This is a genomic window from Variovorax sp. Soil_C_26 (genome assembly GCF_057657075.1).
In genome coordinates, this window is record NZ_JBDGJC010000013.1 from 58,582 (window position 1) to 85,413 (window position 26,832).

25 protein-coding genes and 1 tRNA gene are annotated in these 26,832 nt (G+C 68.4%); 13 read left to right on the forward strand and 13 right to left on the reverse strand.

The features are described from left to right. The first annotated feature begins 25 nt into the window (after positions 1–25). The 5 genes from gsiB to AC3A6G_RS24925 all read left to right on the forward strand — a co-directional run bounded on the left by gsiB (position 26) and on the right by AC3A6G_RS24925 (position 5,440). Positions 26–1,576, forward strand: coding sequence for a glutathione ABC transporter substrate-binding protein GsiB (gsiB, locus tag AC3A6G_RS24905; RefSeq protein ID WP_487862560.1), 1,551 nt, complete (start codon positions 26–28; stop codon positions 1,574–1,576). 65 nt (positions 1,577–1,641) lie between these two features. Then, positions 1,642–2,562: a glutathione ABC transporter permease GsiC gene (gsiC, locus tag AC3A6G_RS24910; RefSeq protein ID WP_487862559.1), complete on the forward strand. Its 921-nt coding sequence runs from the start codon at positions 1,642–1,644 to the stop codon at positions 2,560–2,562. A gap of 10 nt (positions 2,563–2,572) precedes the next feature. After that, a complete protein-coding gene (gene gsiD / locus AC3A6G_RS24915; RefSeq protein WP_487862558.1) occupies positions 2,573–3,502 on the forward strand; it encodes a glutathione ABC transporter permease GsiD in 930 nt (309 codons plus the stop codon). Between the two features lie 11 nt (positions 3,503–3,513). Beyond that, positions 3,514–4,602 (forward strand): DmpA family aminopeptidase, encoded by a 1,089-nt coding sequence (locus tag AC3A6G_RS24920; RefSeq protein WP_487862557.1) that lies wholly within the window; start codon positions 3,514–3,516, stop codon positions 4,600–4,602. A 10-nt stretch (positions 4,603–4,612) separates the two neighbouring features. Further along, positions 4,613–5,440, forward strand: coding sequence for a M55 family metallopeptidase (locus tag AC3A6G_RS24925; RefSeq protein ID WP_487862556.1), 828 nt, complete (start codon positions 4,613–4,615; stop codon positions 5,438–5,440). A 626-nt stretch (positions 5,441–6,066) separates the two neighbouring features. Here AC3A6G_RS24925 and AC3A6G_RS24930 read toward each other — a convergent pair. From AC3A6G_RS24930 to AC3A6G_RS24940, 3 genes are all read right to left on the reverse strand, one after another. Then, positions 6,067–7,578, reverse strand: a complete 1,512-nt coding sequence (locus tag AC3A6G_RS24930; RefSeq protein ID WP_487863188.1) for a tripartite tricarboxylate transporter permease — start codon at positions 7,576–7,578, stop codon at positions 6,067–6,069. 1 nt (position 7,579) lies between these two features. After that, positions 7,580–8,110: a tripartite tricarboxylate transporter TctB family protein gene (locus AC3A6G_RS24935; RefSeq protein ID WP_487863187.1), complete on the reverse strand. Its 531-nt coding sequence runs from the start codon at positions 8,108–8,110 to the stop codon at positions 7,580–7,582. Between the two features lie 153 nt (positions 8,111–8,263). Beyond that, positions 8,264–9,223: a Bug family tripartite tricarboxylate transporter substrate binding protein gene (locus AC3A6G_RS24940; RefSeq protein WP_487863186.1), complete on the reverse strand. Its 960-nt coding sequence runs from the start codon at positions 9,221–9,223 to the stop codon at positions 8,264–8,266. Between the two features lie 130 nt (positions 9,224–9,353). Between AC3A6G_RS24940 and AC3A6G_RS24945 the strand changes: the two genes are divergently transcribed. The 4 genes from AC3A6G_RS24945 to AC3A6G_RS24960 all read left to right on the forward strand — a co-directional run bounded on the left by AC3A6G_RS24945 (position 9,354) and on the right by AC3A6G_RS24960 (position 12,790). Further along, the gene (locus AC3A6G_RS24945; protein WP_487863185.1) at positions 9,354–10,040 is read left to right on the forward strand and encodes a response regulator; all 687 of its coding nucleotides are present in this window, start codon (positions 9,354–9,356) and stop codon (positions 10,038–10,040) included. Further along, positions 10,037–11,461: a sensor histidine kinase gene (locus AC3A6G_RS24950; RefSeq protein WP_487863184.1), complete on the forward strand. Its 1,425-nt coding sequence runs from the start codon at positions 10,037–10,039 to the stop codon at positions 11,459–11,461. Before AC3A6G_RS24945 ends, AC3A6G_RS24950 begins: the two co-directional genes overlap by 4 nt. Positions 11,462–11,465: 4 nt before the next feature. Continuing rightward, entirely contained in the window at positions 11,466–11,900 is a 435-nt protein-coding gene (locus tag AC3A6G_RS24955) for an RNA-binding S4 domain-containing protein (protein ID WP_487863183.1), read from the forward strand. An 80-nt stretch (positions 11,901–11,980) separates the two neighbouring features. Further along, a complete protein-coding gene (locus AC3A6G_RS24960; protein WP_487863182.1) occupies positions 11,981–12,790 on the forward strand; it encodes a PPK2 family polyphosphate kinase in 810 nt (269 codons plus the stop codon). Between the two features lie 21 nt (positions 12,791–12,811). Here the strand turns inward: AC3A6G_RS24960 and AC3A6G_RS24965 are convergent, their stop codons facing one another. From AC3A6G_RS24965 to pqqA, 6 genes are all read right to left on the reverse strand, one after another. After that, positions 12,812–13,480: a hypothetical protein gene (locus tag AC3A6G_RS24965; RefSeq protein ID WP_487863181.1), complete on the reverse strand. Its 669-nt coding sequence runs from the start codon at positions 13,478–13,480 to the stop codon at positions 12,812–12,814. 201 nt (positions 13,481–13,681) lie between these two features. Further along, positions 13,682–14,833, reverse strand: coding sequence for a pyrroloquinoline quinone biosynthesis protein PqqE (gene pqqE / locus AC3A6G_RS24970; protein ID WP_487863180.1), 1,152 nt, complete (start codon positions 14,831–14,833; stop codon positions 13,682–13,684). Then, complete coding sequence (pqqD, locus tag AC3A6G_RS24975) at positions 14,830–15,153, reverse strand: pyrroloquinoline quinone biosynthesis peptide chaperone PqqD (RefSeq protein ID WP_487863179.1); 324 nt, start codon at positions 15,151–15,153, stop codon at positions 14,830–14,832. Before pqqD ends, pqqE begins: the two co-directional genes overlap by 4 nt. After that, the gene (gene pqqC / locus AC3A6G_RS24980) at positions 15,150–15,917 is read right to left on the reverse strand and encodes a pyrroloquinoline-quinone synthase PqqC (RefSeq protein WP_487863178.1); all 768 of its coding nucleotides are present in this window, start codon (positions 15,915–15,917) and stop codon (positions 15,150–15,152) included. The genes pqqD and pqqC overlap by 4 nt, the downstream gene beginning before the upstream one ends. Positions 15,918–15,935: 18 nt before the next feature. Further along, a complete protein-coding gene (gene pqqB / locus AC3A6G_RS24985; protein ID WP_487863177.1) occupies positions 15,936–16,859 on the reverse strand; it encodes a pyrroloquinoline quinone biosynthesis protein PqqB in 924 nt (307 codons plus the stop codon). A gap of 189 nt (positions 16,860–17,048) precedes the next feature. Next, positions 17,049–17,123 (reverse strand): pyrroloquinoline quinone precursor peptide PqqA, encoded by a 75-nt coding sequence (gene pqqA, locus AC3A6G_RS24990; protein WP_487863189.1) that lies wholly within the window; start codon positions 17,121–17,123, stop codon positions 17,049–17,051. A 270-nt stretch (positions 17,124–17,393) separates the two neighbouring features. On the opposite strand from pqqA, the gene AC3A6G_RS24995 reads away from it, so the two are divergent. From AC3A6G_RS24995 to AC3A6G_RS25010, 4 genes are read left to right on the forward strand one after another with little or no spacing between them, the layout of a single operon-like run. Continuing rightward, complete coding sequence (locus AC3A6G_RS24995; protein WP_487863176.1) at positions 17,394–19,208, forward strand: cation:proton antiporter; 1,815 nt, start codon at positions 17,394–17,396, stop codon at positions 19,206–19,208. A 33-nt stretch (positions 19,209–19,241) separates the two neighbouring features. Beyond that, on the forward strand, positions 19,242–20,234 hold the full coding sequence (locus AC3A6G_RS25000) for an alpha/beta fold hydrolase (RefSeq protein ID WP_487863175.1): 993 nt from the start codon (positions 19,242–19,244) through the stop codon (positions 20,232–20,234). Beyond that, positions 20,231–21,610, forward strand: a complete 1,380-nt coding sequence (locus tag AC3A6G_RS25005; protein WP_487863174.1) for a histidine kinase — start codon at positions 20,231–20,233, stop codon at positions 21,608–21,610. Before AC3A6G_RS25000 ends, AC3A6G_RS25005 begins: the two co-directional genes overlap by 4 nt. Continuing rightward, positions 21,607–22,257, forward strand: coding sequence for a response regulator (locus AC3A6G_RS25010; RefSeq protein WP_487863173.1), 651 nt, complete (start codon positions 21,607–21,609; stop codon positions 22,255–22,257). The genes AC3A6G_RS25005 and AC3A6G_RS25010 overlap by 4 nt, the downstream gene beginning before the upstream one ends. A 24-nt stretch (positions 22,258–22,281) precedes the next feature. Here AC3A6G_RS25010 and pabB read toward each other — a convergent pair whose 3' ends face one another. The 4 genes from pabB to AC3A6G_RS25030 all read right to left on the reverse strand — a co-directional run bounded on the left by pabB (position 22,282) and on the right by AC3A6G_RS25030 (position 26,807). After that, entirely contained in the window at positions 22,282–24,192 is a 1,911-nt protein-coding gene (pabB, locus tag AC3A6G_RS25015) for an aminodeoxychorismate synthase component I (RefSeq protein ID WP_487863172.1), read from the reverse strand. A gap of 98 nt (positions 24,193–24,290) precedes the next feature. Beyond that, positions 24,291–24,758 carry a winged helix-turn-helix domain-containing protein gene (locus AC3A6G_RS25020; protein WP_487864399.1) on the reverse strand — a complete coding sequence of 156 codons (468 nt, stop codon included), beginning with the start codon at positions 24,756–24,758 and terminating at the stop codon, positions 24,291–24,293. Positions 24,759–25,419: 661 nt separating this feature from the next. Continuing rightward, positions 25,420–25,512, reverse strand: a tRNA-Ser gene (locus tag AC3A6G_RS25025). Positions 25,513–25,538: 26 nt separating this feature from the next. Then, the gene (locus AC3A6G_RS25030) at positions 25,539–26,807 is read right to left on the reverse strand and encodes an aspartate kinase (protein WP_487861452.1); all 1,269 of its coding nucleotides are present in this window, start codon (positions 26,805–26,807) and stop codon (positions 25,539–25,541) included. Positions 26,808–26,832 lie beyond the last annotated feature (25 nt).

Sequence of the window (26,832 nt, forward strand, 5' to 3'; positions counted from 1 at the left end):
TTTCCACCCCGACTGGAGTTCTTCCATGACGCAATCTTCCTCCTCCCTGCGATGGGCTTCCGCACTGCTGGGCCTGGCCGCGCTGGCCGCCTCGGGCTCCGCACTGGCCGCGAAAGACGTGGTGCTGTCGATCGGCTACCAGCCGGAAACGCTCGACCCCTACAACACCAACACCACCATCACCACCGCGGTGACCAAGACCTTCTACGAAGGCCTGTTCCAGTTCGACAAGGACCTGAAGGTGCAGAACGTGCTCGCCGAGGGCTACGAGGTGTCGAAGGACGGCCTGGTCTACACGATCAAGCTGCGCTCGGGCGTCAAGTTCCACGACGGCACCGACTTCAACGCCGAAGCCGTGAAGTTCACGCTAGACCGCGTGCTGAACCAGGACAACAAGCTGCTGCGCTACAACCAGTTCAACCGCGTGGGCAAGGTCGAGGCGGTCAACCCGACCACGGTGCGCATCACGCTGAAGGAGCCCTTCGGCCCCTTCATCAACTCGCTGGCTCACGCATCGGCCGCGATGATCTCGCCCACCGCGCTCAAGAAGTGGGGCAACAAGGACATCGCCTTCCACCCCGTGGGCACCGGCCCGTTCGAGTTCGTCGAGTGGAAGCAGACCGACGCGGTCAAGGCCAAGAAGTTCGATGGCTACTGGAAGAAGGGCTACCCGAAGGTCGACACGGTGCAGTGGAAGCCGGTGCTCGAGAACAACACGCGCGCTGCCATGCTGCAGACCGGCGAAGCCGACTTCGCCTTTCCCATTCCCTACGAGCAGGCCGAGCTGCTGAAGAAGAGCGACAAGCTCGAAGTGGTGGCGACGCCGTCGATCATCGTGCGCTTCCTGGCCTTCAACATGCAGCACAAGCCGTATGACAACCCGAAGGTGCGCGAAGCCATCGGCTACGCGATCAACAAGGAAGCACTGGCCAAGGTCGCGTTCGGCGGCTATGCCTTCCCGGCGCAGGGCGTGGTGCCGCAAGGCGTGAAGTACGCCGTGAAGATGGACCCGATTCCCTACGACCTGAAGAAGGCCAAGGAACTGATGAAGGAAGCCGGCTACCCGAACGGCTTCGAGTCGGTGCTGTGGAGCGCCTACAACAACACGACGAGCCAGAAGACGATCCAGTTCGTGCAGCAGCAACTCGCGCAGATCGGCATCAAGCTGCAGGTGCAGGCCCTCGAAGTGGGCCAGCGCGCGGAAATGGTCGACTCGTGGCCTGATCCCAAGACGGCCAAGGTCCGCATGTACTACACGGGCTGGTCGTCGTCGACCGGCGAAGCCGACTGGGCGCTGCGTCCGCTGTTCGCCTCGGAAGCCTGGGCCCCGAAGCTCAACAACATGTCGTTCTACAAGAACGAGGTGGTCGACAACGCCATCGCCAAGGCGCTGGTGACGGTGGACGACGCCGAGAAGGCCGCGCTCTACAAGACAGCGCAGGAACAGATCCGCAAGGACCTGCCGCGCGTGCCGCTGGTCACCGAGCAGAACCTGTCGGCGCATGCCAAGCGCCTCTCGGGCGTGCATGTGATGCCTGACGGCAACATCAACATCGACGCCATCGAAGTCCGTTGATCATCCCCGAGGCGGCTCAACTCGTGTAGCCGCCTCCCCCGCAAGGGGCTCTTTGCCTGTATGCCATGCTGAACTACTTTCTCAAACGACTGCTGGGCCTGATCCCCACACTGCTCATCGTGGCGGTGCTGGTGTTCCTGTTCGTGCACATGCTGCCCGGCGACCCGGCGCGTCTCGCCGCCGGACAGGACGCCGACGACCAGACGGTGGCCATGGTCCGCGCCGAGCTCGGGCTCGACAAGCCATTGCCGCAGCAGTTCGCGAGCTTCTTCACCCAGATGTTGCAGGGCGACTTCGGCACCTCGATCCGCACGCGGCGGCCGGTGTCCACCGAGATCGCCGAGCGCTTCTTCCCGACGGTGATGCTCACGATCACCAGCATGGTGTGGGCGGTGATCTTCGGCATGGGCATCGGCATCGTCTCTGCGGTGTTCCGCAACCAATGGCCCGACCGCCTCGGCATGACGCTGGCGGTGTCGGGCATCTCCTTTCCTGCATTTGCACTCGGCATGCTGCTGATGCAGATCTTCTCGGTCCAGCTCGGCTGGCTGCCCACGGTGGGCGCCAGCACTTGGCAGCACTACATCCTGCCCTCGATCACGCTCGGCGCCGCGGTGGCCGCGGTGATGGCACGCTTCACGCGCGCATCGTTCGTCGAGGTCATCCAGGAAGACTTCGTGCGCACGGCGCGCGCCAAGGGCGTGCGCGAGCGCACGGTCATCATCAAGCACTGCCTGCGCAATGCGCTGATCCCGGTCGTGACGATGATGGGCCTGCAGTTCGGCTTTCTGCTGGGCGGCTCGATCCTCGTCGAGGCGGTGTTCAACTGGCCCGGCCTCGGCCGCCTGCTGGTCGACGCGGTGCAGATGCGCGACTATCCCGTCATCCAGACGCTGGTGTTGCTGTTCTCGCTCGAATTCATCCTGATCAACCTCGTGGTCGATGTGCTGTACGGCTTCATCAACCCGACCATCCGCTACAAGTGAGCCCCGAGCCATGACGCAAGCGACCGGCGCTCCTGCCGAAACCATCGTCCCCGCCACCGAACCCGTGGCGCCCCTCCAGGCCGCGGGCAAGGTCCGCACGCCCTGGGGCGAATGCTGGCGGCGCTTCAAGAACCAGCCGGTCGGCCTGGTGGCAGCGGCCTTCGTGCTGCTGCTGGTGCTCGTCGCGGTGTTCGCGCCGTGGATCTCGCCCTACGACGCCGAGAATTTCTTCGACTACGACATGCTGAACACCGGCCCCTCGGCCGCGCACTGGTTCGGCGTCGACCCGCTCGGGCGCGACATCTTCAGCCGCATCCTCGCGGGCACGCGCATCTCGCTGATGGCGGGCTTCCTGTCGGTGCTGGTCGGCGGGTTCATCGGCACCGCCTTCGGCCTGCTTGCGGGCTACTACGAAGGCTGGTGGGACCGCATCGTGATGCGCATCTCCGACGTGCTGTTCGCGTTTCCGGGCATCCTGCTCGCGCTCGGCGTGGTCGCGATCCTCGGCAGCAGCATGACCAACGTGGTGGTGGCCGTGTCGGTGTTCAGCGTGCCGGCGTTCGCGCGGCTGGTGCGCGGCAACACGCTGGTGCTCAAGCAGCAGACCTACATCGAGGCCGAGCGCAGCATCGGCGCGTCCGACTGGACCATCATCGTGCGGCACATCCTGCCGGGCACGATCTCGTCGATCGTGGTGTATTTCTCGATGCGCGTGGGCACCTCGATCATCACGGCCGCGAGCCTGTCGTTCCTCGGCATGGGCGCGCAGCCGCCCACGCCCGAATGGGGCGCGATGCTCAACGAGGCGCGCGCCGACATGGTCACCTCGCCCCACGTGGCGCTCTTCCCGAGCCTGGCGATCTTCTTCACGGTGCTGGCGTTCAACCTGCTGGGCGATGCGCTGCGCGACGCGCTCGACCCGAAAATCGACCGCCAGTAACCACCACCGGGATGGCTTCGAACACAACACCAGGCGCCCTGCCCTTCATCGGCCGCTTGCCAGCCGGCCCGCGCGACGCGATCAGCGACGTGCCGGGCGTCACGGTCGGCCACCGCACGCTGGACGACGGCCCGGTGCAGACCGGCGTGACGGTCATCCGGCCGCACGCGGGCGATCCGTTCCGCGACAAGGTACCGGCCGCGGCCGTGGTGCTCAACGGCTTCGGCAAGAGCGTCGGCCTGGTGCAGGTCGAGGAGCTCGGCCTGCTCGAGACACCGATCGCGCTGACCAACACTTTTTCGGTCGGCACCGTCGCCACCGCGCAGATCCGCCACTGCATCGCGAACAACCCCGAGACCGGCCGCGCGCTGCCGACGGTGAATCCGCTGGTGTTCGAATGCAACGACGGTTTCCTCAACGACGTGCAGCGCATGGCCGTGACCGAGGCCGACTACCTGCAGGCGCTGCAAGGCGCCACTGCCGACTTTGAACAGGGCTCGGTGGGCGCGGGGCGCGGCATGTCGAGCTTCGGGCTCAAGGGCGGCATCGGCAGTGCCTCGCGCTGCGTGCCCGCGCAGGATGGTGTTTCTTCCCACACGGTGGGCACGCTGGTGCTTGCGAACTACGGCCGCCAGCCGCAACTTCTGCTTGCGGGCCAGGCGGTGGGCGACCGGCTCGCCGCGCTGCAGGCCGCACGCGATGCGGCGGCATCGCCTTCCGACGAGCCCGAGAAGGGCTCGATCATCATCGTCATCGCCACCGATGCGCCGCTCGACGCGCGCCAGCTGCGCCGCCTCGCGCTGCGCGCGGGCGCGGGCCTCGCACGCACCGGCTCGGTCTTCGGCCATGGCAGCGGCGACATCGTGCTGGCGTTTTCCACCGCCTACACCGTGCCAGGCCAGCCCGACCGTCCGATGCCGGCCGTGGCGATGCTGCACGACGCATGCCTCGATCCACTGTTCCAGGCCGCGGCCGACAGCACCGAGCAGGCGATCGTGCATGCGCTGTGGCGCGCCACCGCCGTGACCGGCCGCGACGGCCACCGCCGCGATGCGCTGGCCGACCTGCTGCCCGCCGCCGCCCTTCTTTCAAATAGATAGGTCGATTGACATGAAAGTCCTGATCTCCACCGACATCGAAGGCGTCGCCGGCGTCTACCACCCGGAGCAGGTTCGGCCGGGCAACCCCGAGTTCGAGCGCGCACGCCTGCTGATGGCGCAGGAGGCCAACGCCGCCATCTCCGGCGCCTTCGATGCGGGCGCGACCGAGGTGCTGGTGAACGATTCGCACGGCGGCTTCCGCAACATGCCGCCCGACTTGCTCGACGCCCGCGCCCAGGTGGTGCAGGGCAAGCCGCGCTACCTGAGCATGGTGGCGGGCGTGGAGCACGGCGGCGTGGACGCGCTCTGCATGGTGGGCTATCACTCGCGGGCGCAGGGGCGCGGCATCCTCGCGCACACGATCAACAGCTTCGCCTTCGCCAGCGTGTCGCTCGGCGAGCAGGAACTCGGCGAGGCCGGGCTCTATGGCGCGCTGGCCGGCGAATACGGCGTGCCGGTGGTGATGGCGAGCGGCGACGACGTGTTCATCGACGAGAACCGCACGCTGTTCCCGCAGGCGGTGTTCGTCGAGACCAAGAAGGCGACGGGCAACACCAGCGGCGTGTCGCTCTCGCCCGAGCGCGCGCGGCTCGCGATCCGCGCGGGGGTGAAGCAGGCGCTCGAAGCGGCTTCGCGCGAAGCGGTGCGGCCGCTGGTGTTCGCGGGTCCGCAGGTCGTCACGCTGCGGGCCCAGTCGCCGGCGCTTGCGGATCTGTTCTGCCAGTGGCCGGCGTTCGAGCGCCTTGACGGGGTGACGCTGCGCTTCACGGCAGCCTCGGTCGAAGCGGCGGTGCGGATGCTGAACTGCTGTTCGGCGATGTCGTCGATGCTGCGCTGAGCTCTGGCTTCTTTTCAAGGGCGGAGGCCGGGTCTCGCCCCGGCGGGCGAGCTACTGTCTGCGACCCCTTCGCTGCGCTACGGGGCAACCTGCGGTGCTCGCGTTTCGCGGGGTCTCGCAGAACTCGCTTCGCTCAAACAGCTGCGAGCCCTGATCCGCGAAACACTCCGCTCCTCGGCGCAGCCAGAGGGGATTTGGGAACCATGCAGGCCATCGCTGCGCTCGGCCCTCTTTTTCCCTCTCCCTCCGGGAGAGGGTCAGGGTGAGGGCCGACGGCCTTGGGAGAAGCGCGCCATATCCACCGCCGCAGCCCTCACCCCCGCCCTCTCCCGGAGGGAGAGGGAGCAATACAGCCGAGCGAAGCGATGGCCCGCGGGGCTCCCACCCCCTTCTGGCTGTGCCGAGGAGCGCAGGCGGAGGCGGGATCAGGGCCGCAGCTGTTTGAGCGAAGCGAGTTCTGCGGACCCCCGCCGCAGCCGAGCACCGCAGGTTGCCCGTAGCGAAGCGGAGGGACACAGACAGCAGGGTCGCCTTTTCTTTGCTTACTTTCTTTTGGCGAAGCAAAAGAAAGTGGGTCGCCCGCCGGGGCGAGACCCGGCCCCGAAAAGTAAACAACCCCAAAAAAATCAACCAAGCGCGAGCTTCTTCCGATCACTCATCCGCTTGGCCACCCGCGGCAACACCAGCACCGCCACGATGATGACCACCAGCGCGATGGACATCGGCCGCTGGAGGAACACCGCAGCGCTCCCCTCCCCGATCGACAGCGCATTGCGCATCTGCGCCTCGGCGAGCGGCCCGAGGATCATGCCCACCACGACCGGCGCGGTCGGAAAGTCGAAACGCCGCATCACCACGCCCAGCAGGCCGATGCCGTACAGCAGGAACAGGTCGAACGCGCTCTGGCGCATGCCGTAGGCGCCGACCGTGGCGAAGATCAGGATGCCCGCATAGAGCTGCGGCTTCGGGATCTTGAGCAGCTTCACCCAGAGCCCGACCATCGGCAGGTTCAGCACCAGCAGCATCACGTTGCCGATGTAGAGCGAGGCGATCAGCGCCCACACCAGCGCGGCCGAGGTGGTGAACAGCTGCGGGCCGGGCTGGATGCCGTAGTTCTGGAACGCGCCGAGCAAAATGGCGGTGGTGTTCGACGTGGGAATGCCGAGCGTGAGCAGCGGGATCAGCGCAGCCGTCACGGTGGCGTTGTTCGCGGCTTCGGGGCCGGCCACGCCTTCGATCGCGCCCTTGGTGCCGAACTCGGCCTTGGCCTCCGCGTCCTTTGCGAGCTTCTTTTCCGTGGCGTAGCTCAGGAAGGTCGGAATCTCGGTGCCCCCGGCCGGGATGCAGCCGAAAGGCGCACCGATGGCCGTGCCGCGCAGCCATGCGGGGATCGAGCGCTTCCAGTCGCGCGCGGTCATGTGCACGCGGCTGAGCTTGTTCTGGCCTTCGACCACGCGGCCTTCATAAAGCACCGCGTACAGCACCTCGGCCACAGCGAACAGGCCGACCGCCACCAGCACGATCTCGATGCCGTCGAGCAGTTCGGGAATGCCGCCGATATAGCGGCCCTGGCCCGAGATCTGGTCGAGCCCGATGCAGCCGGCCGCCAAGCCGACGAACAGCGCCGTCATGCCGCGCAGCGTGCTCTTGCCGAGCACCGCGCTCACGGTGGTGAAGGCCAGCATCATCAGCAGGAAGTACTCGGGCGGACCCAGCTTGACCGCGAACTCGGCCACGAAGGGCGCGAACAGCGTGACGAGCACGGTGGCGATGGTGCCCGCCACGAACGAACCGATGGCGGCGGTGGCGAGCGCGGCGCCCGCGCGCCCGCTCTTGGCCATCTTGTTGCCTTCCATCGCGGTGACCATGCTCGCGGTCTCGCCGGGCGTGTTGAGCAGGATCGACGTGGTCGAGCCGCCGTACATCGCGCCGTAGTAGATGCCCGAGAAGAAGATCATCGAGGCCGTGATGTCGACCTTGCCGGTGATCGGCAGCAGCATCGCCACGGCCACCGCGGGGCCGATGCCCGGCAGCACGCCCACGGCGGTGCCCAGGGCGCAGCCCACGAGGCACCAGAGGAGGTTGGCGGGGGTGATTGCGGCGCCGAAGCCCGCCATGAGTGCGTCGAAGATTTCCATGTCAGAGCCACCCGGTGGCCGTCAGGCCCGGCAGGTTGATCGCCAGGAACTTGGTGAACGTCCAGAACACCGGCGCCGAGATCAGAAGGCCGGTCAGGACGTCGACCGCCCAGGTGCGCGGCCGGTTCGCCGCCGGCTGGCCGCCCGCACGGCGCAGGCCCTGCACGGCCAGCAGGTAGCACAAGGTGCAGCTCACGATGAAGCCGAGCGTGGTGATCAGCGCCGCATTCAGCAGCAGCCCTGCCGACACCCACACGAAGCCGGGCCAGTAGGCATGTTCGGCGCCCGAGGGCGCATCGAGTTCGCGGAAGCCGCCGGTGCGCGCTTCCCAGAGGATCCACGCACCGCAGAGCGTGAGCGCGACCGACACCAGCCAGGGCAGGAAGTTGGGGCCGACGCCGCCGTATCCGGCTTCGGAAGAAATGCCGATGGCGCCGAAACCCAGCGCCAGGCCGGTCAGCAGCACGCCGATACCGACCACAGTTTGCGGCCAGGGGGCCGCGGGCTGCGGCGAGGAATCCCGAGTTGTCATTTTTTCTTGCTCCCGCAGTCAGGAAAGGGCAGGTCGCCTCCTGCCCCCTTCCAGAAACACCGCGGAACCGGCTTTGCCGGGCCGCTGGTGTTGCCCCCGGTAGGGGGAGGGAGAAGCGACACGAAGTGCGCGTAGCCGGGGGGCGAGCCGAGGCTAGATCATTCCCGACTTGGTCATGATCGCGCGCAGGCTCGCGAAGTCGTCGTCGACGAACTTGGCGAAAGCCTCGCCCGAGATCACGGCCGGGGTCCAGTCGTTCTTCTTGAGTGCCTCGTTCCACGACGGGCTCTTGAGCACGGCCAGCACCATGTCGGTCAGTGCCTTGCGCTGCTCGGCGCTGATGCCGGGCGCGCCGTACACGCCGCGCCAGTTGCCGATTTCCACGTCGATGCCCTGCTCCTTGAGCGTGGGCACGTTGATGCCCGGCAGGCGCTCGGCGGAGGTGACGGCGATCGCCTTCATCTTGCCCGCGGCGATGTACTCGGCAAATTCGCTGTAGCCGCTGCCGCCGATCGTGACGTTGCCGCCCAGGATGGCCGCGGTGGCCTCGCCGCCGCCGCGGAAGGCCACGTAGTTGATCTTGGAGGGATCGGCGCCGACCTTCTGCGCGATCATGGCTGCGGCGATGTGCTCGGTAGAGCCGCGCGAACCGCCGCCCCACTTGACGCTGCCGGGGTCCTTCTTGAGCTGGTCGACCACGTCCTTCATGGTCTTGAAGGGCGAGTTGGCGGGCAGCACGAACACGTTGTATTCGGTGGTCATGCGGGCGATGGGCGTGGCCTGCGAAAGGTTCACCGGCGGCTTGCCGGTGATGATGCCGCCGAGCATCACCGAGCCCATGACCATGAGCGCGTTCGGATCGCCCTTGGAGCCGTTCACGAACTGGGCCAGGCCCAGCGCGCCCGCGGCGCCGCCCTTGTTGTCGTAGGTGACGGTGTCGGCCAGCTTGGCGTCGGTCAGGGCCTTGCCCAGCGCGCGGCCGGTGGTGTCCCAGCCACCGCCCGGGTTGGCCGGAATCATCATCTTGACGTTGGCGGCGGCGCGTGCCGACAGCGGCAGTGCACCGACGGCGGCCAGCGCGGCCAATGACTTCAGAAAGGTATCGCGACGCATCGTTGTTGTCTCCTGGGAACGAAAGAAACCCTGGCTCGGGTCCGAGCCGCTATCATGCGCCGCCCCGCTGTCAGTTGGCTGTCCAACAAACTGGGGAAAACACCGAACCGCCTGCGCGCCCCGCTCCCCCATGAAGCTGTTGCTGATCGAAGACGATCCCTCGATGCAGGTCACGCTGCAACGTGCCCTTGCGCGCAGCCGGATCGACGTGCGCATCTGCGGCGACGGCGCGCTGGCGCTCGAACAGTGGCGCGCGCTCGAGCCCGACGTGGTGGCGCTCGACCTGAGCCTGCCCAACCTCGACGGCCTCCAGGTGCTGGCCCAGGCGCGCGCAAGCGGGCTGCGCACACCCGTGCTGCTGCTCACCGCGCGCGGCACCGTCGGCGATCGCATCCTCGGCCTGAATGCAGGCGCCGACGACTACCTGCCCAAGCCCTTCGACCTCGACGAGTTGGAGGCGCGCATCCGTGCGCTGCGCCGGCGCCATCAGAACGCCGACCCCGACCCGGCCCTGAATCCGCAGGAGGTCGGCGGCCTGCGCTACGAGCCCGATAGCGGCGCCATCTACCACCGCGGCGACGTGCTCGAGCTCACGCCGCGCGAGCTGTCGCTGCTCAAGGCGCTGATGATGAAACCCGGCCATGCCGTCACCAAGGAGCGGCTCTTCGAACTCGTGTTCCCCGGCGAGGCCGACGTGCACTACGAGGCGATCGAAGTGGTGGTGTATCGGCTGCGCAAGAAGCTCGCGGGCACCGGCACCGCGCTGATGACGTTGCGCGGGCTCGGCTACCTGCTGCGGGCGGAAACCACGGCATGAAGAAGGCGCTGTCGCTGCGCGCGCGGCTGCTCTTCGGCATCCTCGCGCCGGTGGCGCTGTTCATCGTGATCAACAGCGTGAGCCTGTATCGCCAGAGCCTGGCGGCGGCCACCACGGCCTACGACCGCACGCTGCTCGCATCGGCCAAGACCATCGGCGAGCAGCTCGACGTCGAGGGCTACGACGAGGGCGCGCGGTTGCGCGCGATCGTGCCCTACTCGGCGCTCGAGGCCTTCGAGGCCGACAACCAGAGCCGGCTCTTCTACCGCGTCTCGGCGCTCGACGGAGAGATGGTCTCCGGCTTCGCCGAGCTGCCGTTCTGGCGCGGCCGCATTCCCGACCGCGGCGCCTATGCGGCGCTGGTCGACTTCTACGACGCGCGCTTTCGCGACCAGCCGGTGCGCGTGGCAGTGCTGCTGCAGCCCGTGGCGAGCGCACGCGGACGCGGCATGGCCGTGGTGCAGGTGGCCGAGACCCTGGAGCTGCGCGAGACACTGGTGCGCAAGCTGCTCGTCGACATGCTCTGGCGCCAGTTGCTGCTGCTGGGCGTGATCGCCTTCGTGACGGTGCTCGTGGTGCAGCGCGCCACGCGGCCCGTGCGGCAGCTCGGCGAGGCCATCGAGAAGCGCGCCGCCGACGACCTCTCACCGATCGACGCGCCCGATGCGCCACGCGAGCTGCGCCCGCTCATCGACGCCACCACCGAGGTGATGGGACGGCTGCAGCGCCTGCTCGATCACCAGAAGCGCTTCGTGCGCGACAGCGCCCACCAGCTTCGCACGCCGCTCGCGGTGCTCAAGGCCCAGGTGCAGTCCGCGCGCCGCGGCGACGTGCCGCCCGAGCAGGCTCTCGGCGAGATCAGCCAGACCGTCGAGCGCGCCACCACGCTCGCCAACCAGATGCTGTCGCTCGCCAAGGTCGAGCAGTTGCGCCAGCAGCCCGAATCGGTGCCGCTCGAGCTCGGCGAGGTGGCGCGGCAGATCGCGCTCGACCTCTCGCCGCTGATCGCGGACAAGACGCTCGACTTCGAGCTGGCGATCGATGCGCGGCCGGTCGTGGTGCGCGCGCACCGCTGGATGCTGCAGGAGCTCACGCGCAACCTGCTGCACAACGCCATCAAGCAGAGCCCGCCCGGCGGTGCGCTGTCGGTCAGCGTGCGTGCGGAGGGCGCCGAGGCGGTGCTGGCCGTGCGCGACGAAGGACCGGGCATTTCACCCGAACTGCGCCAGCGGCTGTTCGCGCCCTTCTCCACCGGCGACAGCGCCACCGGCTCGGGCCTCGGCCTCGCGATCTGCCGCGAGATCGTGCTGGCGCTCGGCGGGCGCATCGACCTGGACAACCGCCGCCCGCAGGACAATGCCGCACAAGGGGTCGGGCTGGACGCTGTCGTGCGCCTGCCTTTGCACCCCCACAATTCCTGACGCTATGGATCGCCTGCGCATCGACAAATGGCTCTGGGCCGCCCGCTTCTTCAAGACGCGCTCGCTGGCCGCGGACGAAATCGGCAAGAACCGGGTGCAGGTGAACGGCGACGTCGCCAAGGCCTCGCGCGAGGTCAAGGTGGGCGACACCGTGGCCCTGCGCATGGGGCCGCTCACGCGCAGCGTGGTGGTGCGCGGGCTGAGCGGCCAGCGCGGGCCGGCCCCGGTCGCTCAGCAGTTGTACGAAGAAACCCCGGAAAGCATCGCCGCCCTGGCGCAGATGCGCGAGCAGCGCCGCATGGGCAGCGAACCGGCGCTGGCCATTGCGCAGGGCCGGCCGACCAAGCGCGACCGGCGCGATCTCGACGGCGCCGCTCGGCATGCCGAGTGGGACAGCCGCTGGAGCGCCTCGATCGACCCGGACGACGGCGGGCGCTGAACGGGTGCCCGCGCGGCCGGCGGCCGGCCGACCACCCGATCGCTTACGCTCCTTTCCTTTTCCCACACGGAGCCGGCCCCATGCCCAGCCTGAAGAAATTCCGCGTCGACGACGGCAACTTCCGACTTTCGAGCGTAGACCCCGGCGACGCGCCGTTCCTCGAAGGCGACGAGGCGGCCCAGCGCGCGGAAATCGACGCGTTGGCCGTCGAGCTCGACGAGATGCAGAACCTGCTGCATGCCGAAGGCCGCCGCAAGCTGCTGCTGGTGCTGCAGGGCATGGACACCAGCGGCAAGGACGGCACCGTGCGCTGGGTGTTCTCGCGCACCTCGCCGCTCGGCGTGCGCGTCTGCGCCTTCAAGGCGCCCAGCGAGGACGAGCGCGCACGCGACTACCTTTGGCGCTGCCATGCGGTGGTGCCGCGCAACGGCGAGATCGCGGTCTGGAACCGCAGCCACTACGAAGACGTGCTCGTGCCCGTGGTCGAGGGCTGGATCGACAAGGCCGAGGCCCGCCGGCGCTATGCCCAGATCAACGACTTCGAGCGCCTGCTCGTCGAAACCGGCACCGTGGTCGTCAAGTGCATGCTGCACATCGGCAAGGACGAGCAGCGCGAGCGGCTGCAGGCGCGCATCGACACGCCCGGCAAGCAATGGAAGTTCAGCATGGGCGACCTCGACGTGCGCACCAAGTGGGACGCCTACCAGCAGGCCTACGAACGCGCACTGCGCGCCACTTCAACGGCTCATGCGCCCTGGTACGTGGTGCCCGCCAACAGCAAGCGGCACCGCAACCTGATGATCGCCCGGCTCCTGATGAAGACACTGCGGCAGATGAAGCTCGAAACGCCGCCCGCCGACCCCGCGCTGCAGGGCCTGGTCATCCAGTGAGCGGAATGCCGGGCCGCAGGCTCAGGAGCGCCGCACCGGCGACTGCCCGAGCACGCGGCAGTTGCCGAATTCGCAGCGCACCGCCCAGGTGGCGCCGTTCGAGCACGGCACGCTGTAGGCCTCGTAGCCGGGGCCCTTGGCCGTCAGCTCGGCGCGCGGCTGGACGCTGCAGCGCCCGGCCTTCGCGACCACTTCAGCGTTGTAGGTGTCGACGCCCGTGCGGCGCGGGGCGAGCACCAGTTCAGGCGTGAAGGCATGGCCGTAGAAGGAGTCGCGCACGTGCGGATCGAGGTTGCGGTAACCGCGCTTGGCCATGCAGTGCACGATCGCCGTCTGCTGGTGCTCGGCGATCACCGCAGCGTTCGGGCGGTACGACATGTCGATCACCGCGGCCGAGATGCCCGTGTACGAGGCCGCGGCCACGATGCCCTGGCCATGCACCGTGATCAGGCCCAGGCCCAGCGCGAGCCACATGGCGTCGCCCGATTCGCTGCGTGCCGCGATCCGCGTCGCGGCGCCGCGGCAGTCGGCCACGTCGCTGTCATAGCGGGCGCCGTCGACGCCTTCCATCGCCACCTTGGGCACATACGACAGGCCGGACCCGGTGCCGGGTTCGGTGGGCGTCGGCGGCGCGCTGGCGCACCCTGCCAACGCGACCACGGCGCACACCATGCTCAACAGCAGCTTCATGGAATCCCTCGTCCTCTTCGCGATTGTTGGGGGCAATTTAACCATACACCTCGTTACCTTTACCCATGTTTTGTCGCAAAGTCGCGACGGTAGCGAGATAGGTTCCATTTGATGACACTTGCTACCAGCCCATGGACGACGAGGCGCGGCATGCCGCGTCGCGCTGAGCGCCTTCGCCACACACGCTCTCTGAACCGCCGATCACACGTGCCGTGACAGTCGGCGCGAGTTGGTCGGGTCGCGGAACACCAGCGGATGCTCGACCGGCGCGGCCGGGTCGCGCGCCGCCGCGCGTTCCACGGCCTCCGCCACGCGGTGGTGCTCGGGACTCTTGGCGCACACCGGGTCGGCGGCCGCCGGGTCCTGCGCCAGCAGGAAGGCCTGGCAGCGGCAGCCGCCAAGGTCCTGCCCGCGCTGGTCGCAGCTCGCGCAGGGCTCCTTCATCCAGCCGGTGCCGCGGTAGCGGTTGAAGCCTTCCGAATCGAACCAGATCTCGCGCAGGCCATGCGCCTTGACGTTCGGGAACTCGAGGCCCGGCAGCATCGACGCGGTGTGGCACGGCAGCGCCGTGCCGTCGGGCGCCACGGTGAGGAACATGCTGCCCCAGCCGTTGACGCATTTCTTGGGCTTGCCCTCGTGGTAGTCGGGGGCGACGAAGAAGATGCGCATGCGCTCGCCGAGCCGTGCGCGCCAGGCGTCGGTCACCTGCTCGGCATGGCGCAGCTGTTCGTGCGTGGGCAGCAGCTGGTCGCGGTTGAGAAAAGCCCACGAGTAGTACTGCGTGTTGGCGAGCTCGAGGTATTCGGCGCCCATCTCGTGCGCCATCTCGATGATGCGGTCGATGTGGTCGATGTTCATGCGGTGGATCACCACGTTGAGCACCATCGGCCAGCCCTGGTCCTTGATGGTCTTCGCGACCCGGTTCTTGAGTTCGAAGGTCTTGGTGTGCGAGAGGAAATCGTTCATCTCGCGGGTCGAATCCTGGAACGAGAGCTGCACATGGTCGAGCCCCGCCTGCTTCAGCGCCGCGGCCCGCTGCGGCGTCAGGCCCACGCCCGAGGTCAGCAGGTTGGTGTAGTAGCCCAGGCGGTGCGCCTCGGCCACGATGAGCTCCAGGTCGTCGCGCAGCAGCGGCTCGCCGCCCGAGAGGCCGCACTGCACCGCACCGAGCTCGCGGCCCTGGCGCAGCACGCGCAGCCAGTCGTCGGTCGACAGTTCGTCCGCGCGCGCGGCGAAGTCGACCGGATTGAAGCAGAACACGCAGTGCAGCGGACAGCGGTAGGTCAGCTCGGCCAGCAGCCAGAGCGGCGGGCCGGGCCGGGCCGGCTGCGAGGTGCCTGCGCCCGCGGTCATGGCGTATCCCGGCACGTATCCCGGCACGCATCCCAGCGCAGCCAGTTCTGCTGCGCCGCCATCTCGACGAATCCGCGCACCTGCGGCTCGAGGCCGGTGGTGCCGAAGGCGCCTTCGAGCTCGGCCACGATGGCCGCGAGGCTGCGCTCGCCGTCGCAGCGCTTCATGATCTCGCCCGCGCTGCCATTGAGCTTGACCATGCCCTCGGGATAGAGCAGCACGTGGCAGTCCTGGGCCGGCTCCCATTGCAAGCGAAAGCCCGGACCCACGCGCGGCCGGCTCTCGAGCGTGAGCTGCTTGATGTCCGGCGCGGCGCTCATTGCGCACCCACCCCGTAGCGCGTCGCCATCGCGTCGTTCATGGCCCAGAGGATGTCGAGCTTGAACTGCAGCACCTCGAGCGCGCGCTCCTGCAGCGCACGCGTGTCGAAGTGGTCGAGCGTGATCGCGAGGCCCTGTTCCACGTCGCGGCGCGCCTGGCTCACGCGGTTGCGAAAGTAGCCGAGCCCCTCGGGTTCGATCCACGCGTAGTGCTCGGGCCAGGTCGCGAGGCGCTGCTTGTGGATCTCGGGCGCGAAGAGTTCGGTCAGCGAGGAGCACACCGCCTCCTGCCAGGGCGCACGGCGCGCGAAGTTGACATACGCATCGACCGCGAAGCGCACCGCCGGCACCACATGCCGCAGGTCGCGCACCTCGTCGCGCGAGAGGCCCACGGCCTCGGCCAGGCGCAGCCAGGCCTCGATGCCGCCTTCATCGCGGATGCCGCCGAGCTCGAAGCCGTCGTGGTCGAGGATGCGCTGCACCCAGCCGCGCCGCACCGCCTGGTCGGGGCAGTTCGACAGCACCGCGGCGTCCTTGATCGGGATCGCGATCTGGTAATAGAAGCGGTTCGCCACCCAGCCGCGGATCTGCTCGGGCGAAGCGCGCCCGCTGTTGAGCATCACGTTGAACGGATGGTGGATGTGGTAGCTGCGGCCGCGCTCGCGCAGCCGGGCCTCGAAGTCCTCGCGCGACCAGGCGGGTGCGCTTTCCGCGCCGTGGTGGGTGGTCGGGCGGGACGGGTCCTGGATCCTGTCGGCGTGCATGGAGGTGGGCTTCCGGTTTCAGAGCTGGATCTGCATGCCGTCTTCGCAGGCTTCGATCCCTGCGCGCCGCAGCGCGGCATGCGCGGCCGAGTCCTCGTCGAGGATCGGATTGGTGTTGTTGATGTGGATCAGCATGCGCCGCGCGGTGGTGGCCGGCAGGCGCGAGAGCCATTCGATCATTCCGCCCTCGCCCGACTGCGGCAGGTGCCCGATCTCGCGCGCGCGCTTGCCGCTGACGCCGAGGCGGACCATCTCGTCGTCGGTCCAGAAGGTGCCATCCACCATCACCGCATCGGCGTTCGACATCGCATCGAACACCGGCGGCGTGATCGCGCCCAGGCCCGGCGCATAGAACAGGCTGCGCCCGCTCTGCCGGTCGAGGATGGTCACGCCGATGTTGTCGCCGGCCACCGGATGATCGCGGTGCGGCGAATACGGCGCGGCCTTTCCCGTGAGCGCGATCGCGCGGAACGACAGCCCCGGCACACCGGGCACTTCGAACGCATTGCCGTCGAGCGGCACCGCATGGCGCTCCACCCCGCAGTAGTGCGACAGCACGTTCAGCACCGGGTTGCCCCGGCCCAGGTCCTCGGCCACCGGATCGGTGCACCACAGCGGCAGCGGCGTGCCGCGCTCGCGCAGCATGAACAGCCCCGTCGCATGGTCGACCTGCCCGTCGATCAGCACCACGCCCGCGATCGCCGTGTCGCGCAGCGCACGCGCCGGCTGCAGCACCGGACTGCTGCGGATCTGCTCGAGGATGTCGGGCGATGCATTGAACAGCACCCCGTCCGCGCCCCCATCGGGCCGTACGAAGATCGACGACTGCGTGCGCGCCTTGGCCCGCACCGTGCCCGCACGCACACCCGCGCAATTGGGGCAGTTGCAGTTCCACTGCGGAAAGCCGCCACCCGCGGCCGAACCCAGGACGGTGATGCGCATCGGTAGAAAGAAAAGAGGAGGAATCGAATCCCGAACAACCCACCCTGAAAAACAGGGCGGGTCGACAAAAAGGGCACACCCCAAAAACCCCCACGGCCCAACCCAGTGCACCCGTGGAACCGGCTCCGCCGGGCCACCGGGTGCGCCCCCCAGTGGGGGGAGGCGCCGCAGGCGCTTCGGGGGGCGTCCTTACCTAGCGTTGACGTACATCGTGATCTCGAAGCCGAAGCGGAAATCGGTGGCCGTCGGTGTTTCCCATTTCATGCGGTGTCTCCTTCTGAAGTGGCGCAGCAGCGCCGGACGGCGGCTGCGGGAATCGCGTGGTTCCACGTCCCATAGTGAACCGATGAGCGCGCCGGACCCAGCCGTGAAATCATGATTCGCAGTTCATGATTTTCATGAAAGCGTGCACATTGCACATACCGGCGCCGCCGGCATGGCCGCAGCGCCCGGAAACCCAGGGTTTCCCCTGTAGGCTCCGCGCCTGCTGCGCGGCACGCGGCAGCGTCTTTGAACAATTCGAAATCCCCGAACGTGCACACCGCCTCCCTGCTCCTCACCATCCTCTGCGCCGGCCTCGCGAGCCAGTGGCTGGCCGCCCAGATCCGCCTTCCCGCGATCGTCGTGCTCATCGCCGTCGGCCTCGTGCTCGGCCCGATCGCCGGCGTGGTCCGGCCCAGCATCGAAGGCGAGCAACTGAGCGAACTGATCGGCCTGGGCGTCGCGATCATCCTGTTCGAAGGCGGCATGGACCTGAAGATCAGCGAGTTCAAGCGCGTGGGCCATGGCATCGGCCGGCTCACGGTCGTTGCGCCGCCGCTGGCGTGGCTGTTCGGCGGCGTGGCCGCGCACTACATCGGCGGCCTGAGCTGGCCGGTGGCGATCGTGCTGGCCGCGATCCTGGTCGTGACCGGACCCACGGTGATCCTGCCGCTGCTGCGCCAGGCGCGTCTCAACAAGGAATCGGCCGCGCTGCTCAAGTGGGAGGGCATCGTCAACGACCCGATCGGCGTGTTGATGGCGGTGCTGGCTTTTCAGTACTTCACGGTGTCGGGCGGCGGCCTGTCGACCACGCTGCTGGCGCTCGGTGCCGCGGTGGCGGTGGCCCTGGTACTGGGCGGACTGGGCGGCTGGCTCATCGGCTGGCTGTACCGCCGTGGCGGCGCGCCCGAGCACCTGAAGGCGCCCATCCTCATGGTGCTGGTGCTGGCTGCCTACTGGGCCAGCAACCTCGTGCAGCACGAGGCGGGACTGCTGACCGTGACCGTCATGGGCCTGGTGATCGGCAACATGGAACTGGTCGAGCGCGAGTCGCTTCAGCACTTCAAGGAAAACCTCACGGTGGTGCTGCTGTCGGTGCTGTTCATCGTGATCCCGAGCCAGCTCGAGCCGGGGCAGCTCGCACTGATCGACTGGCGCATGGTGGCCTTCGTGCTCGCCGTGCTGTTCGTGGTGCGCCCGCTCGCGATCGGCCTCTCGACGCTGGGTGCGCCGATGCGCAGGCAGGACCGCCTGCTGCTGGCCTGGATCGCGCCGCGCGGCATCGTGGCCGTGGCCACCGCAGGCATCTTCGGGCCCGCCCTCGTCAAGGCCGGCTATGCCGACGCCGCGAAGCTGCTGCCGACCACCTTTCTGATCGTGATGGCGACGGTGCTCTGCCATGGCCTGAGCCTCGGGCGCATCGCGCGCCGCCTCGGGCTGGCCGCGCGCGGCGACTCGGGCCTGCTGATCGTCGGCGCCTCGCCCTGGACCTGCGCGCTGGCGCAGACGCTGCAGCGCCTGCAGATCGAGGTGCTGGTGGTCGACCGCCATTACGAAGCCCTCAAGCTCGCGCGCATGCGCGGCATCGAGGTGTTCTATGGCGAATTCCTGTCGGAGCAGGCCGAAGAGGCGCTCGAGGTGCAGCACCTGAGCTACCTCCTTTGCGCCACCGAGAACGACTCGTATAACGCGCTGGTGTGCAAGGCGCAGGGCCATCGGATGGGCCACCACCGCACCTTCCAGCTCGCAGTCGGCCGCGGACAGGGACAGGCCGCGGGTGCGCTGTCGCTGCAGCAGCGCGGCTACCTCGCCTTTCATGAGGGCGCCACCTACGCGGCGCTCGAGGCGCGGCTGCAAGAGGGCTGGACCATCCAGGCGACGAACCTCACCAAGGCCTACGGCTGGGCCGCGTTCAGCGAGCGCATGGGCAAACCCGGCAAGGACTGGTGGCTCGTGGGCGGCGTGTCGCCAGCCGGCGCGTTCCGGATCTATTCGAGCGAGCAGCCCTTCAAGGTCGATGCAGGCTGGACCGCCGTCTGCTTCGCGCCGCCGGGCCGGCAGGACACGGCCGCACCGCCGTCCGCATAGCCACGCACGCGACGTTTCCCGTACCATGCCCCGGTGTTTCCCACCGGCCTGTACAACGAAACTCCGCCCTGGCGCACCCACGCATTCCCGGTGTCGCACGGCCATGTGCTGCATGTCGAGCAAAGCGGCGATCCGGCAGGTCTTTGCGCCGTGGTGCTGCATGGCGGACCGGGCTCGGGCAGCTCGCCGGTGCTGCGGCGCTTCTTCGATCCCTCGCGCTTCCATGTGATCACCATCGACCAGCGCGGCGCCGGCCGCAGCCGGCCGCGCGGCACGACCGCGTACAACCGGACGGCCGACCTGCTCGACGACCTGCGCAGCGTGCGCGCGCAGCTCGGCGTGCCGCGCTGGCTCGTGGTGGGCGGCTCGTGGGGCGCGACGCTGGCGCTCGCCCATGCACTGGCCGAGCCCGAGGCCGTGGCCGCGCTGCTGCTGCGCGCGGTGTTCCTGCCGCGCGCCGGCGACATCGACAACTTCTTCCAGGACACGGCGCGCCGCGCGCCCGACCCATGGGAACGCTTCGCCGCCGAGGCGCCGCCCGACCAGCGCGGCGACATGCTGGGCTTCCTGGCGCGCGGACTCGCGGCCGATGGCGATGCCGACACGGCGCGCCGGCTCGCGCTCGCATGGTGGCGCTGGGAGCGTGCGCTCGCGGGCGATCAACAGCAGGCCGCGTCCGACGACCCGGCGCCCGAACGCACCGTGCTCGACGCGCTCGTGGACCGCTATCGCGTGCAGAGCCATTTTCTGCTGCACCGCTGCTGGCTCGACGATGCGCCGCCGCTGCTCGAACGCCTGCATGCGCTGCCCCACGTGCCCACGCTGTTGCTGCACTCGCAGGGCGACCGCGTGTGCCCGCCGCAAAACGCACGGGCGGTGCACGAACGCATCGCGCACAGCCGGTTGCAGTGGGTCGACGCGGCTGCCGGTCACGATCCCGCGCACCCGGCCATGGTGCAGGCGATGGTCGCCGCACTCGACGGCTATGCACGGCACGGACGCTTCGGCGACGCGAGTGCGTCATGACGCTGCGCCTGAAGATCAACCTCATCGTCAGCCTGCTGGCGCTGCTTTCGCTCGCGGCCATGCTCGCGCTGCAGCTGCGCAGCATGCGCGAGTCGATCCAGGAAGAAGTGGTGGCCGCCAACCGCGTGGCCGCCCAGTTGCTGAACCGCACCGCATGGCTCTATGCGGCGCAGGGCACGCCCGCCATGCTGGCCTTTCTGCAGGGCGTGGGCCGGGTGCGCTCGAACGACATCACGCTGCTCGACGCCGAGGCGCGCGTGCTCTACAGCTCGCCTGACTCGCCGTACAAGGCGGGCCGCGATGCGCCAAGCTGGTTCGCCAGGCTGGTGTCGCCTTCGCCCAAGCAGATGTCGATCGCCTTTCCCGACGGCAAGCTGGTGGTGCGCTCCAACGCCTCGCGCGCGGTGCTCGACGCCTGGGACGATGCGGTGCTGCTGCTGCTCAGCGCGCTCGGGCTGCTGGCGGTGGTCAATGCGGCCGTGTTCTGGGTGGTGGGGCGCGCGACGCGTCCGTTCGCCGACATCGTCGATGCGCTCAACCAGCTCGAGAGCGGGCGCTTCGACGTGGCACTGCGCGCCCTGCCCGGCACCGAGGCCGCGGCGATCGGCGCCGCCTTCAACCGCATGGTCGGCATGCTGCAGCAGCACATCGAGACCGAGCGCCGCGCGGTGCGCGCCGAGAGCCGCCTGCTCGAAAGCCGCGAACTGGGCCGCTGGGTCGACCAGAAGATCGAGGAAGAACGCCGCCTGATCGCGCGCGAGCTGCACGACGAACTCGGCCAGTCGGTCACCGCGATGCGCAGCATGGCGCTGTCGATCGCGCAGCGCATGCAGTCGCTCGATCCGCAGGCCGAGCAGGCGGCACGGCTCATCGCCGACGAATCGGCGCGGCTCTACACCGCGATGCACGGCATGATCCCGCGCCTCACGCCGCTGGTGCTCGACCGCTTCGGCCTGGTGGCCGCCCTCGAAGACCTGGTGGAGCGCACGCGCAACAGCCACGCGGGAGTGGAGGTCGAATGGCAACTCGGCCTCGACCTCGGCCGCACCCCGCTCGGCACCGACACCGCGCTCGTGCTCTACCGCGCCGCGCAGGAAGGCATCACCAACGCACTGCGGCACGGCGAGGCACGCCGGATCGTGCTCGCACTCGCAGGCACCGAAAGCGCCGTGACGCTCACGCTCAGCGACGACGGCCGCGGCCTCGGTGCCGCCGACGCGGCCCAGGAGACCAGCGGCGGACACTACGGCCTGCGCTGGCTCGCCGAGCGCATCGACAGCCTCGGCGGCGAGCTGCGCCTCGAACCCGCCGTGCCGCGCGGCGCCCAACTGACGGTGCGCCTGCCGCTGGCGGGCGCCGCCCCGGAGAACCCATGACATCGACGACCGAGCCTCTTATCCGCGTGATGCTGGTGGACGACCATGCGCTGGTGCGCATGGGCTTTCGCATGCTGCTGGCCGACGCGCAGATCGAGGTGGCGGCCGAGGCCGATACCGGCGAGCAGGCCTGCCAGGACTATCCGCAGGTGCAGCCCGACCTCGTCGTGATGGACCTCTCGATGCCCGGCATGGGCGGGCTCGAGGCCGTGCGGCGCCTGCTGGCGCACGACCCGAAGGCGCGCGTGCTGGCCCTGTCGGCGCACGAGGACACGATCCATCCGCGCCGCGTGCTGCGCGCCGGCGCGCTCGGCTATCTCGCCAAGCGCAGCGCGCCCGACGCGCTGATCGCCGCGGTCCGGGCGGTGGCGCGCGGCGAGCGCTACATCGACGCCAGCACCGCGCAGGCACTCGCCACCGCGCAGATCGAGGGCGAAGCCAATCCGGCCGACCTGCTGAGCGAGCGCGAGTTCTCGGTCTTCATCCAGCTCGCGCGCGGCATGACGGTGGCGCAGATCGCGGGCACGCTGAACCTGTCGCTGAGCACCGTGGGCTCGCACCTCTACCGCATCAAGCAGAAGCTCGGCGCCGCCAACCAGGCGGAGCTGACGTGGGTGGCGCTGCGGTGGGGGTTGATCCAGGTGTAGGGGCCAGCGGGAGACGCGGCGGCTTCAGGCTGCCGAAGGTTCCCGAAAGCGCGCACCGGCATCCGATGCCGGCGCGGCGTCGGGCGGAACCAGCTGCGCCGGCAGCACGCCGCGCAACGCGTTGCACACCACGAGCTTCTGCGCCGCGCGCAGGTCGTCGAGCGAGAGGCTGCGTTCCTCGGCGAGCCAGATCGAGTCGTCCATCAGCACGCCGCGCATCACGCCCGGCAAGGCGCCGTCGGCGACGGGCGGCGTGCACCAGCGTCCGTCGATGCGCGCGAACAGCGTGCTGCGCCCGCCTTCGGCGAGCCGGCCGTCGGCCGTGAAGAACAGGCTGTCGAAGGCACCGGCACGCTCGGCGGCGCGCACGCCGGCATCGTAGTGCTGGCGCCAGGTGGTTTTGTGCGCGGCCAGCGGGTTCGCATCGGGCAGCCGCGCTTCGGCGATCACGAGCTTCACCGCGCCGGGCGGCAGCGGCAGCGGCGGCAGTGGTGAATGCGTGATGCCGATGCGCCCGCCGTGCGCGAGCGCCAAGCGCAGCCGCGACGGCTGGCCCGGCGCGAGCGCGGGCAGTGCGTCGCGCAGCGCCTGCAGCGCGGCCGCCCGGTCAAACGCGAAGCCGAGCGCCTGGGCGCTGCGCGCGAGCCGCGCGAGATGCCGCTCGAGGTAGCGGATGCCCTCGCCCGGCGTGGCCAGCATGGTCTCGAACAGTTCGAAGCCGGGGTCGAGTGCGGTGAGGAAGCGGGCCTTGAGGCGGCATTCCTCGAACTCGTCGGCCGCGCGGCTGTCGTGCACGATGCCCGCGCCGACACCGAGCCGCAGCGGCCGCAGGCCCCGCTCGGACGCGCCGAGCGTGAGCGTGCGGATCGCCACCGAGAGGCAGAAATCGCCGACCGCCTCGCCTTCGGCCGACGCATCGACCCAGCCGATGGCGCCGCAGTAGAGGCCGCGCGGCGTGCCTTCGAGCTCGGCGATCCAGTCCATGGTGCGGTGCTTCGGCGCGCCGGTGATCGAGCCGCAGGGAAACGCGGCGCGCAGCAACTCGGGCATGCCGACGCCGGGGCGCAGCAGCGCCTCGACGGTGGAGGTCATCTGGAACACCGTGGCATAGGGCTCGACCGCGAACAGCGTGGGCACCTTCACCGAGCCGATGCATGCCACGCGGCCGATGTCGTTGCGCAGCAGGTCGACGATCATCACGTTCTCGGCGCGGTTCTTGGCGTCGGCCGCGAGCCGGCGCGCCGTTTCGCTGTCGGCCTCGGGGACATCGGCGCGCGCGGCGGTGCCCTTCATCGGGCGCGCGGTGAGCACGCCGCGCGCGTGGCGCAGGAACAGCTCGGGCGAGCAAGAGAGCACGTGCGTGATCTCGCCGCCCTCGGGCAGCGCGATCAGCGCGCCGTAGGCCACCGGCTGCCGCTCGCGCAGGCGGCGGTACAGCGCCACGGGCGAGCCGTAGGCCTGGCCGTTCAGCCGGTAGGTGAAGTTGACCTGGTAGGTTTCGCCGGCGGCAATGGCGGCATGGATGCGCGCGATGGCGGCGGTGAATTCCGCTTCACCGATACCGGGCTGCAGGTCCATCACGCCCGCGGACTGCGCGGCGGCGGCGCTGTCGGGCTCGCATCGTTCGAGCCAGGCGCCGGCCTCGCCGGCCGAAAGCCGCGCGCAGTCGCGGAACATCAGCACGCGCAGCGCCGCGCTGTCGCCGGGCGCAAGCCGCCGCTCGCCCGCCTGCAGCAGCCTGGCGCCCCATTCGTAGTCAGCCAGCAGCACCGCATGCAGCCCCTGGCGCAGGTCGGCATCCACGCGCGCCCATGCGGCGTCGAGGTCGGCCGCGTCGACAGCGCGATGCGCGCGCACGAAGCGGGTGTACAGCCGGCTCGTGGGGCGGTCCGGCGTCGAGCCGCAGTCGTCGAGCAGTGCGAAGGAAGAATCCACGGTCAACTCCAGTGAACCCTGGATTCTCACCGGCAGACGATGAGCTCATCCTTGGCGGCTCTCGCGCGCAAGCCCGGGGCGGGCGTGCGCACTCGGCCTCAGAAGCCGTGCCGGCTCTGTGCCTCGTAGGGCTCGGCCATCTCGCTGAGCTGGTAGCCCTGCCCCCAGATCGCCTGCAGGCAAGGGCCCTTGGAGCGGGCATGCAGCCCGAGCTTGCGGCGCAGACCCGACACGCTGACGTCCAGCGATCGCGAGACCGGATGATCGTTGTCGTTTCGGCCCCATACATGCCTGAAGAGCCATTCGCGCGACAGTGGGCGGTTGATGTTGCGGAAGAAGGCCACGGCCAGGTCGAACTCGAGCGGGCGCAGCTTGATGACATCGCCGGCCCGCTCCGCCTTGTCCTGATGCAGGACGAAGCGGTAGTCGCCCCACTGCATGACGCGCTCGGCGATCGGCACCTTGCGGCGCTGCAGGTAGGCCTCGAGCGTGCGGTAGCTGTCCTCGAACGAAGATGGCGCATGAACCACCGTGGACGCCGAATCGGTATGAAGTACCGAAATCACCCGGAACTGGCTCTTGCAGGCACTGAGAACCAGCGGGAAATGCCGACCCAGGCTTTCACGGGCTTGTGCAATGAGCGGCTGGAATACGGCTGGGTCTCTGGGACAAGCCAATAGCAGGGCTTCGAATTGAGCCGCAACCGCGCTTTGCTTTTGCAGCTCTTCCACACTGGTAAAAATTATTGGCGTGTGCCCCAGCCTGCAAATGGCACGGCGGGCAATTTCTCTGGAACGAAGCAACGGATCTAGTACGGCAATTTGCAAAACGACCACCCCCTCACACTGATCAATGGACCGGTCGCTCCTTCGAGCGATCGTGGTTCGGTCAAATCCGCCGCGTGCCACCTGTCATGAATTCAAGCGTTAACGGATTTTGCCCTTGAGGGGGAATCTAAAGAAACACATCGCCGCAGTCCGCAAAAAATGCGCACCTCGCATGTGGAAATCGTGCACCTGGTTACGAAATCGTGCGAAAGCGAGAATTAGTACCGCTCAATAGCGATTGGCGATTTTCAATTCGCTTGCCAAGTTGATTTGGCAAAATAGATCGACCGTTCGAAATTTAATTTCCGAGGCGCTCCGGCGATCTCGGCGCAGCGGGATCAGAGGCAGGAAGAACGGAAGAACAAATGAAAAACGCCCCGTGAGGGGCGTTTTTGCTAGCTGGCGGAACCGGAGGGATTCGAACCCTCGATGAGGCTCTACACCCCATACTCCCTTAGCAGGGGAGCACCTTCGGCCACTCGGTCACAGTTCCTGAAAGAAGCCGAGATTATGCCACCATCAGGCGGCCGGTTGATCGAGATCGAAGGCTTTATGCAGCGCGCGGACTGCAAGTTCCATGTATTTCTCGTCGATCACGACCGAGGTCTTGATCTCGCTGGTCGAGATCATCTGGATGTTGATGCCCTCTTCGCTCAGCACGCGGAACATCTTGCTGGCCACGCCGACGTGGCTTCGCATGCCGATGCCCACGATGCTGACCTTGCAGATCTTGGTGTCGCCGACGATCTCGGTGGCACCCAGCGAGGGCATGACCTTGGCCTGCAGCAGGTCGATGGTCTTCGCGTAGTCGTTGCGATGCACGGTGAAGCTGAAGTCGGTGCGGCCATCCTTGCTCAGGTTCTGGATGATCACGTCGACCTCGATGTTGGCATCGGCCACGGCCCCGAGGATGTGGTACGCGATGCCCGGCTTGTCGGGCACGCCGAGCACCGAGATCTTGGCTTCGTCGCGGTTGAAAGCGATGCCGGATACAACGGCTTGTTCCATGTTTTCGTCTTCCTCGAAAGTGATCAGCGTGCCTGACTTGGCTTCTTCATTGATGTCGATGTCCCAGGGCGTGAAGCTCGAAAGCACGCGCAGCGGGACCTTGTACTTGCCGGCGAACTCCACCGAGCGGATCTGCAGAACCTTGGAGCCCAGGCTCGCCATCTCGAGCATCTCCTCGAAGCTCACGGTCGTGAGGCGGCGCGCATCGGGCTCGACGCGCGGATCGGTGGTGTAGACGCCGTCCACGTCGGTGTAGATCAGGCACTCGTGTGCCTTCATGGCGGCGGCCACGGCCACGGCCGAGGTGTCGCTGCCGCCGCGGCCCAGCGTGGTGATGTTGCCCGCGTCGTCCACGCCCTGGAAGCCGGTGATGACGACGACCTTGCCGGCATCGAGGTCGGCGCGCACGCGTGCGTCGTCGATGCTTTCGATGCGGGCCTTGGTGTACGAGTTGTCGGTGCGCACCGACACCTGCCAGCCCGCATAGCTCACGGCCTCGACGCCCTCGGCCTGCAGTGCGATGGCCAGCAGCGCGGACGAGGCCTGCTCGCCGGTGGCGGCGAGCATGTCGAGCTCGCGGCCATGGGCCGCGCCCGGCTTGCTCGGGGCCAGTTCCTTGGCCAGGCCGAGCAGGCGATTGGTTTCGCCGCTCATGGCACTCGGGACCACGATCATCTGGTGGCCGGCGCGCGCCCACTTGGCGACGCGCTTGGCGACATTCTTGATGCGCTCGGTCGAGCCCATCGACGTACCGCCGTATTTGTGAACGATCAATGCCATGGGTGAATTCAGAGAAAAGAAAGAA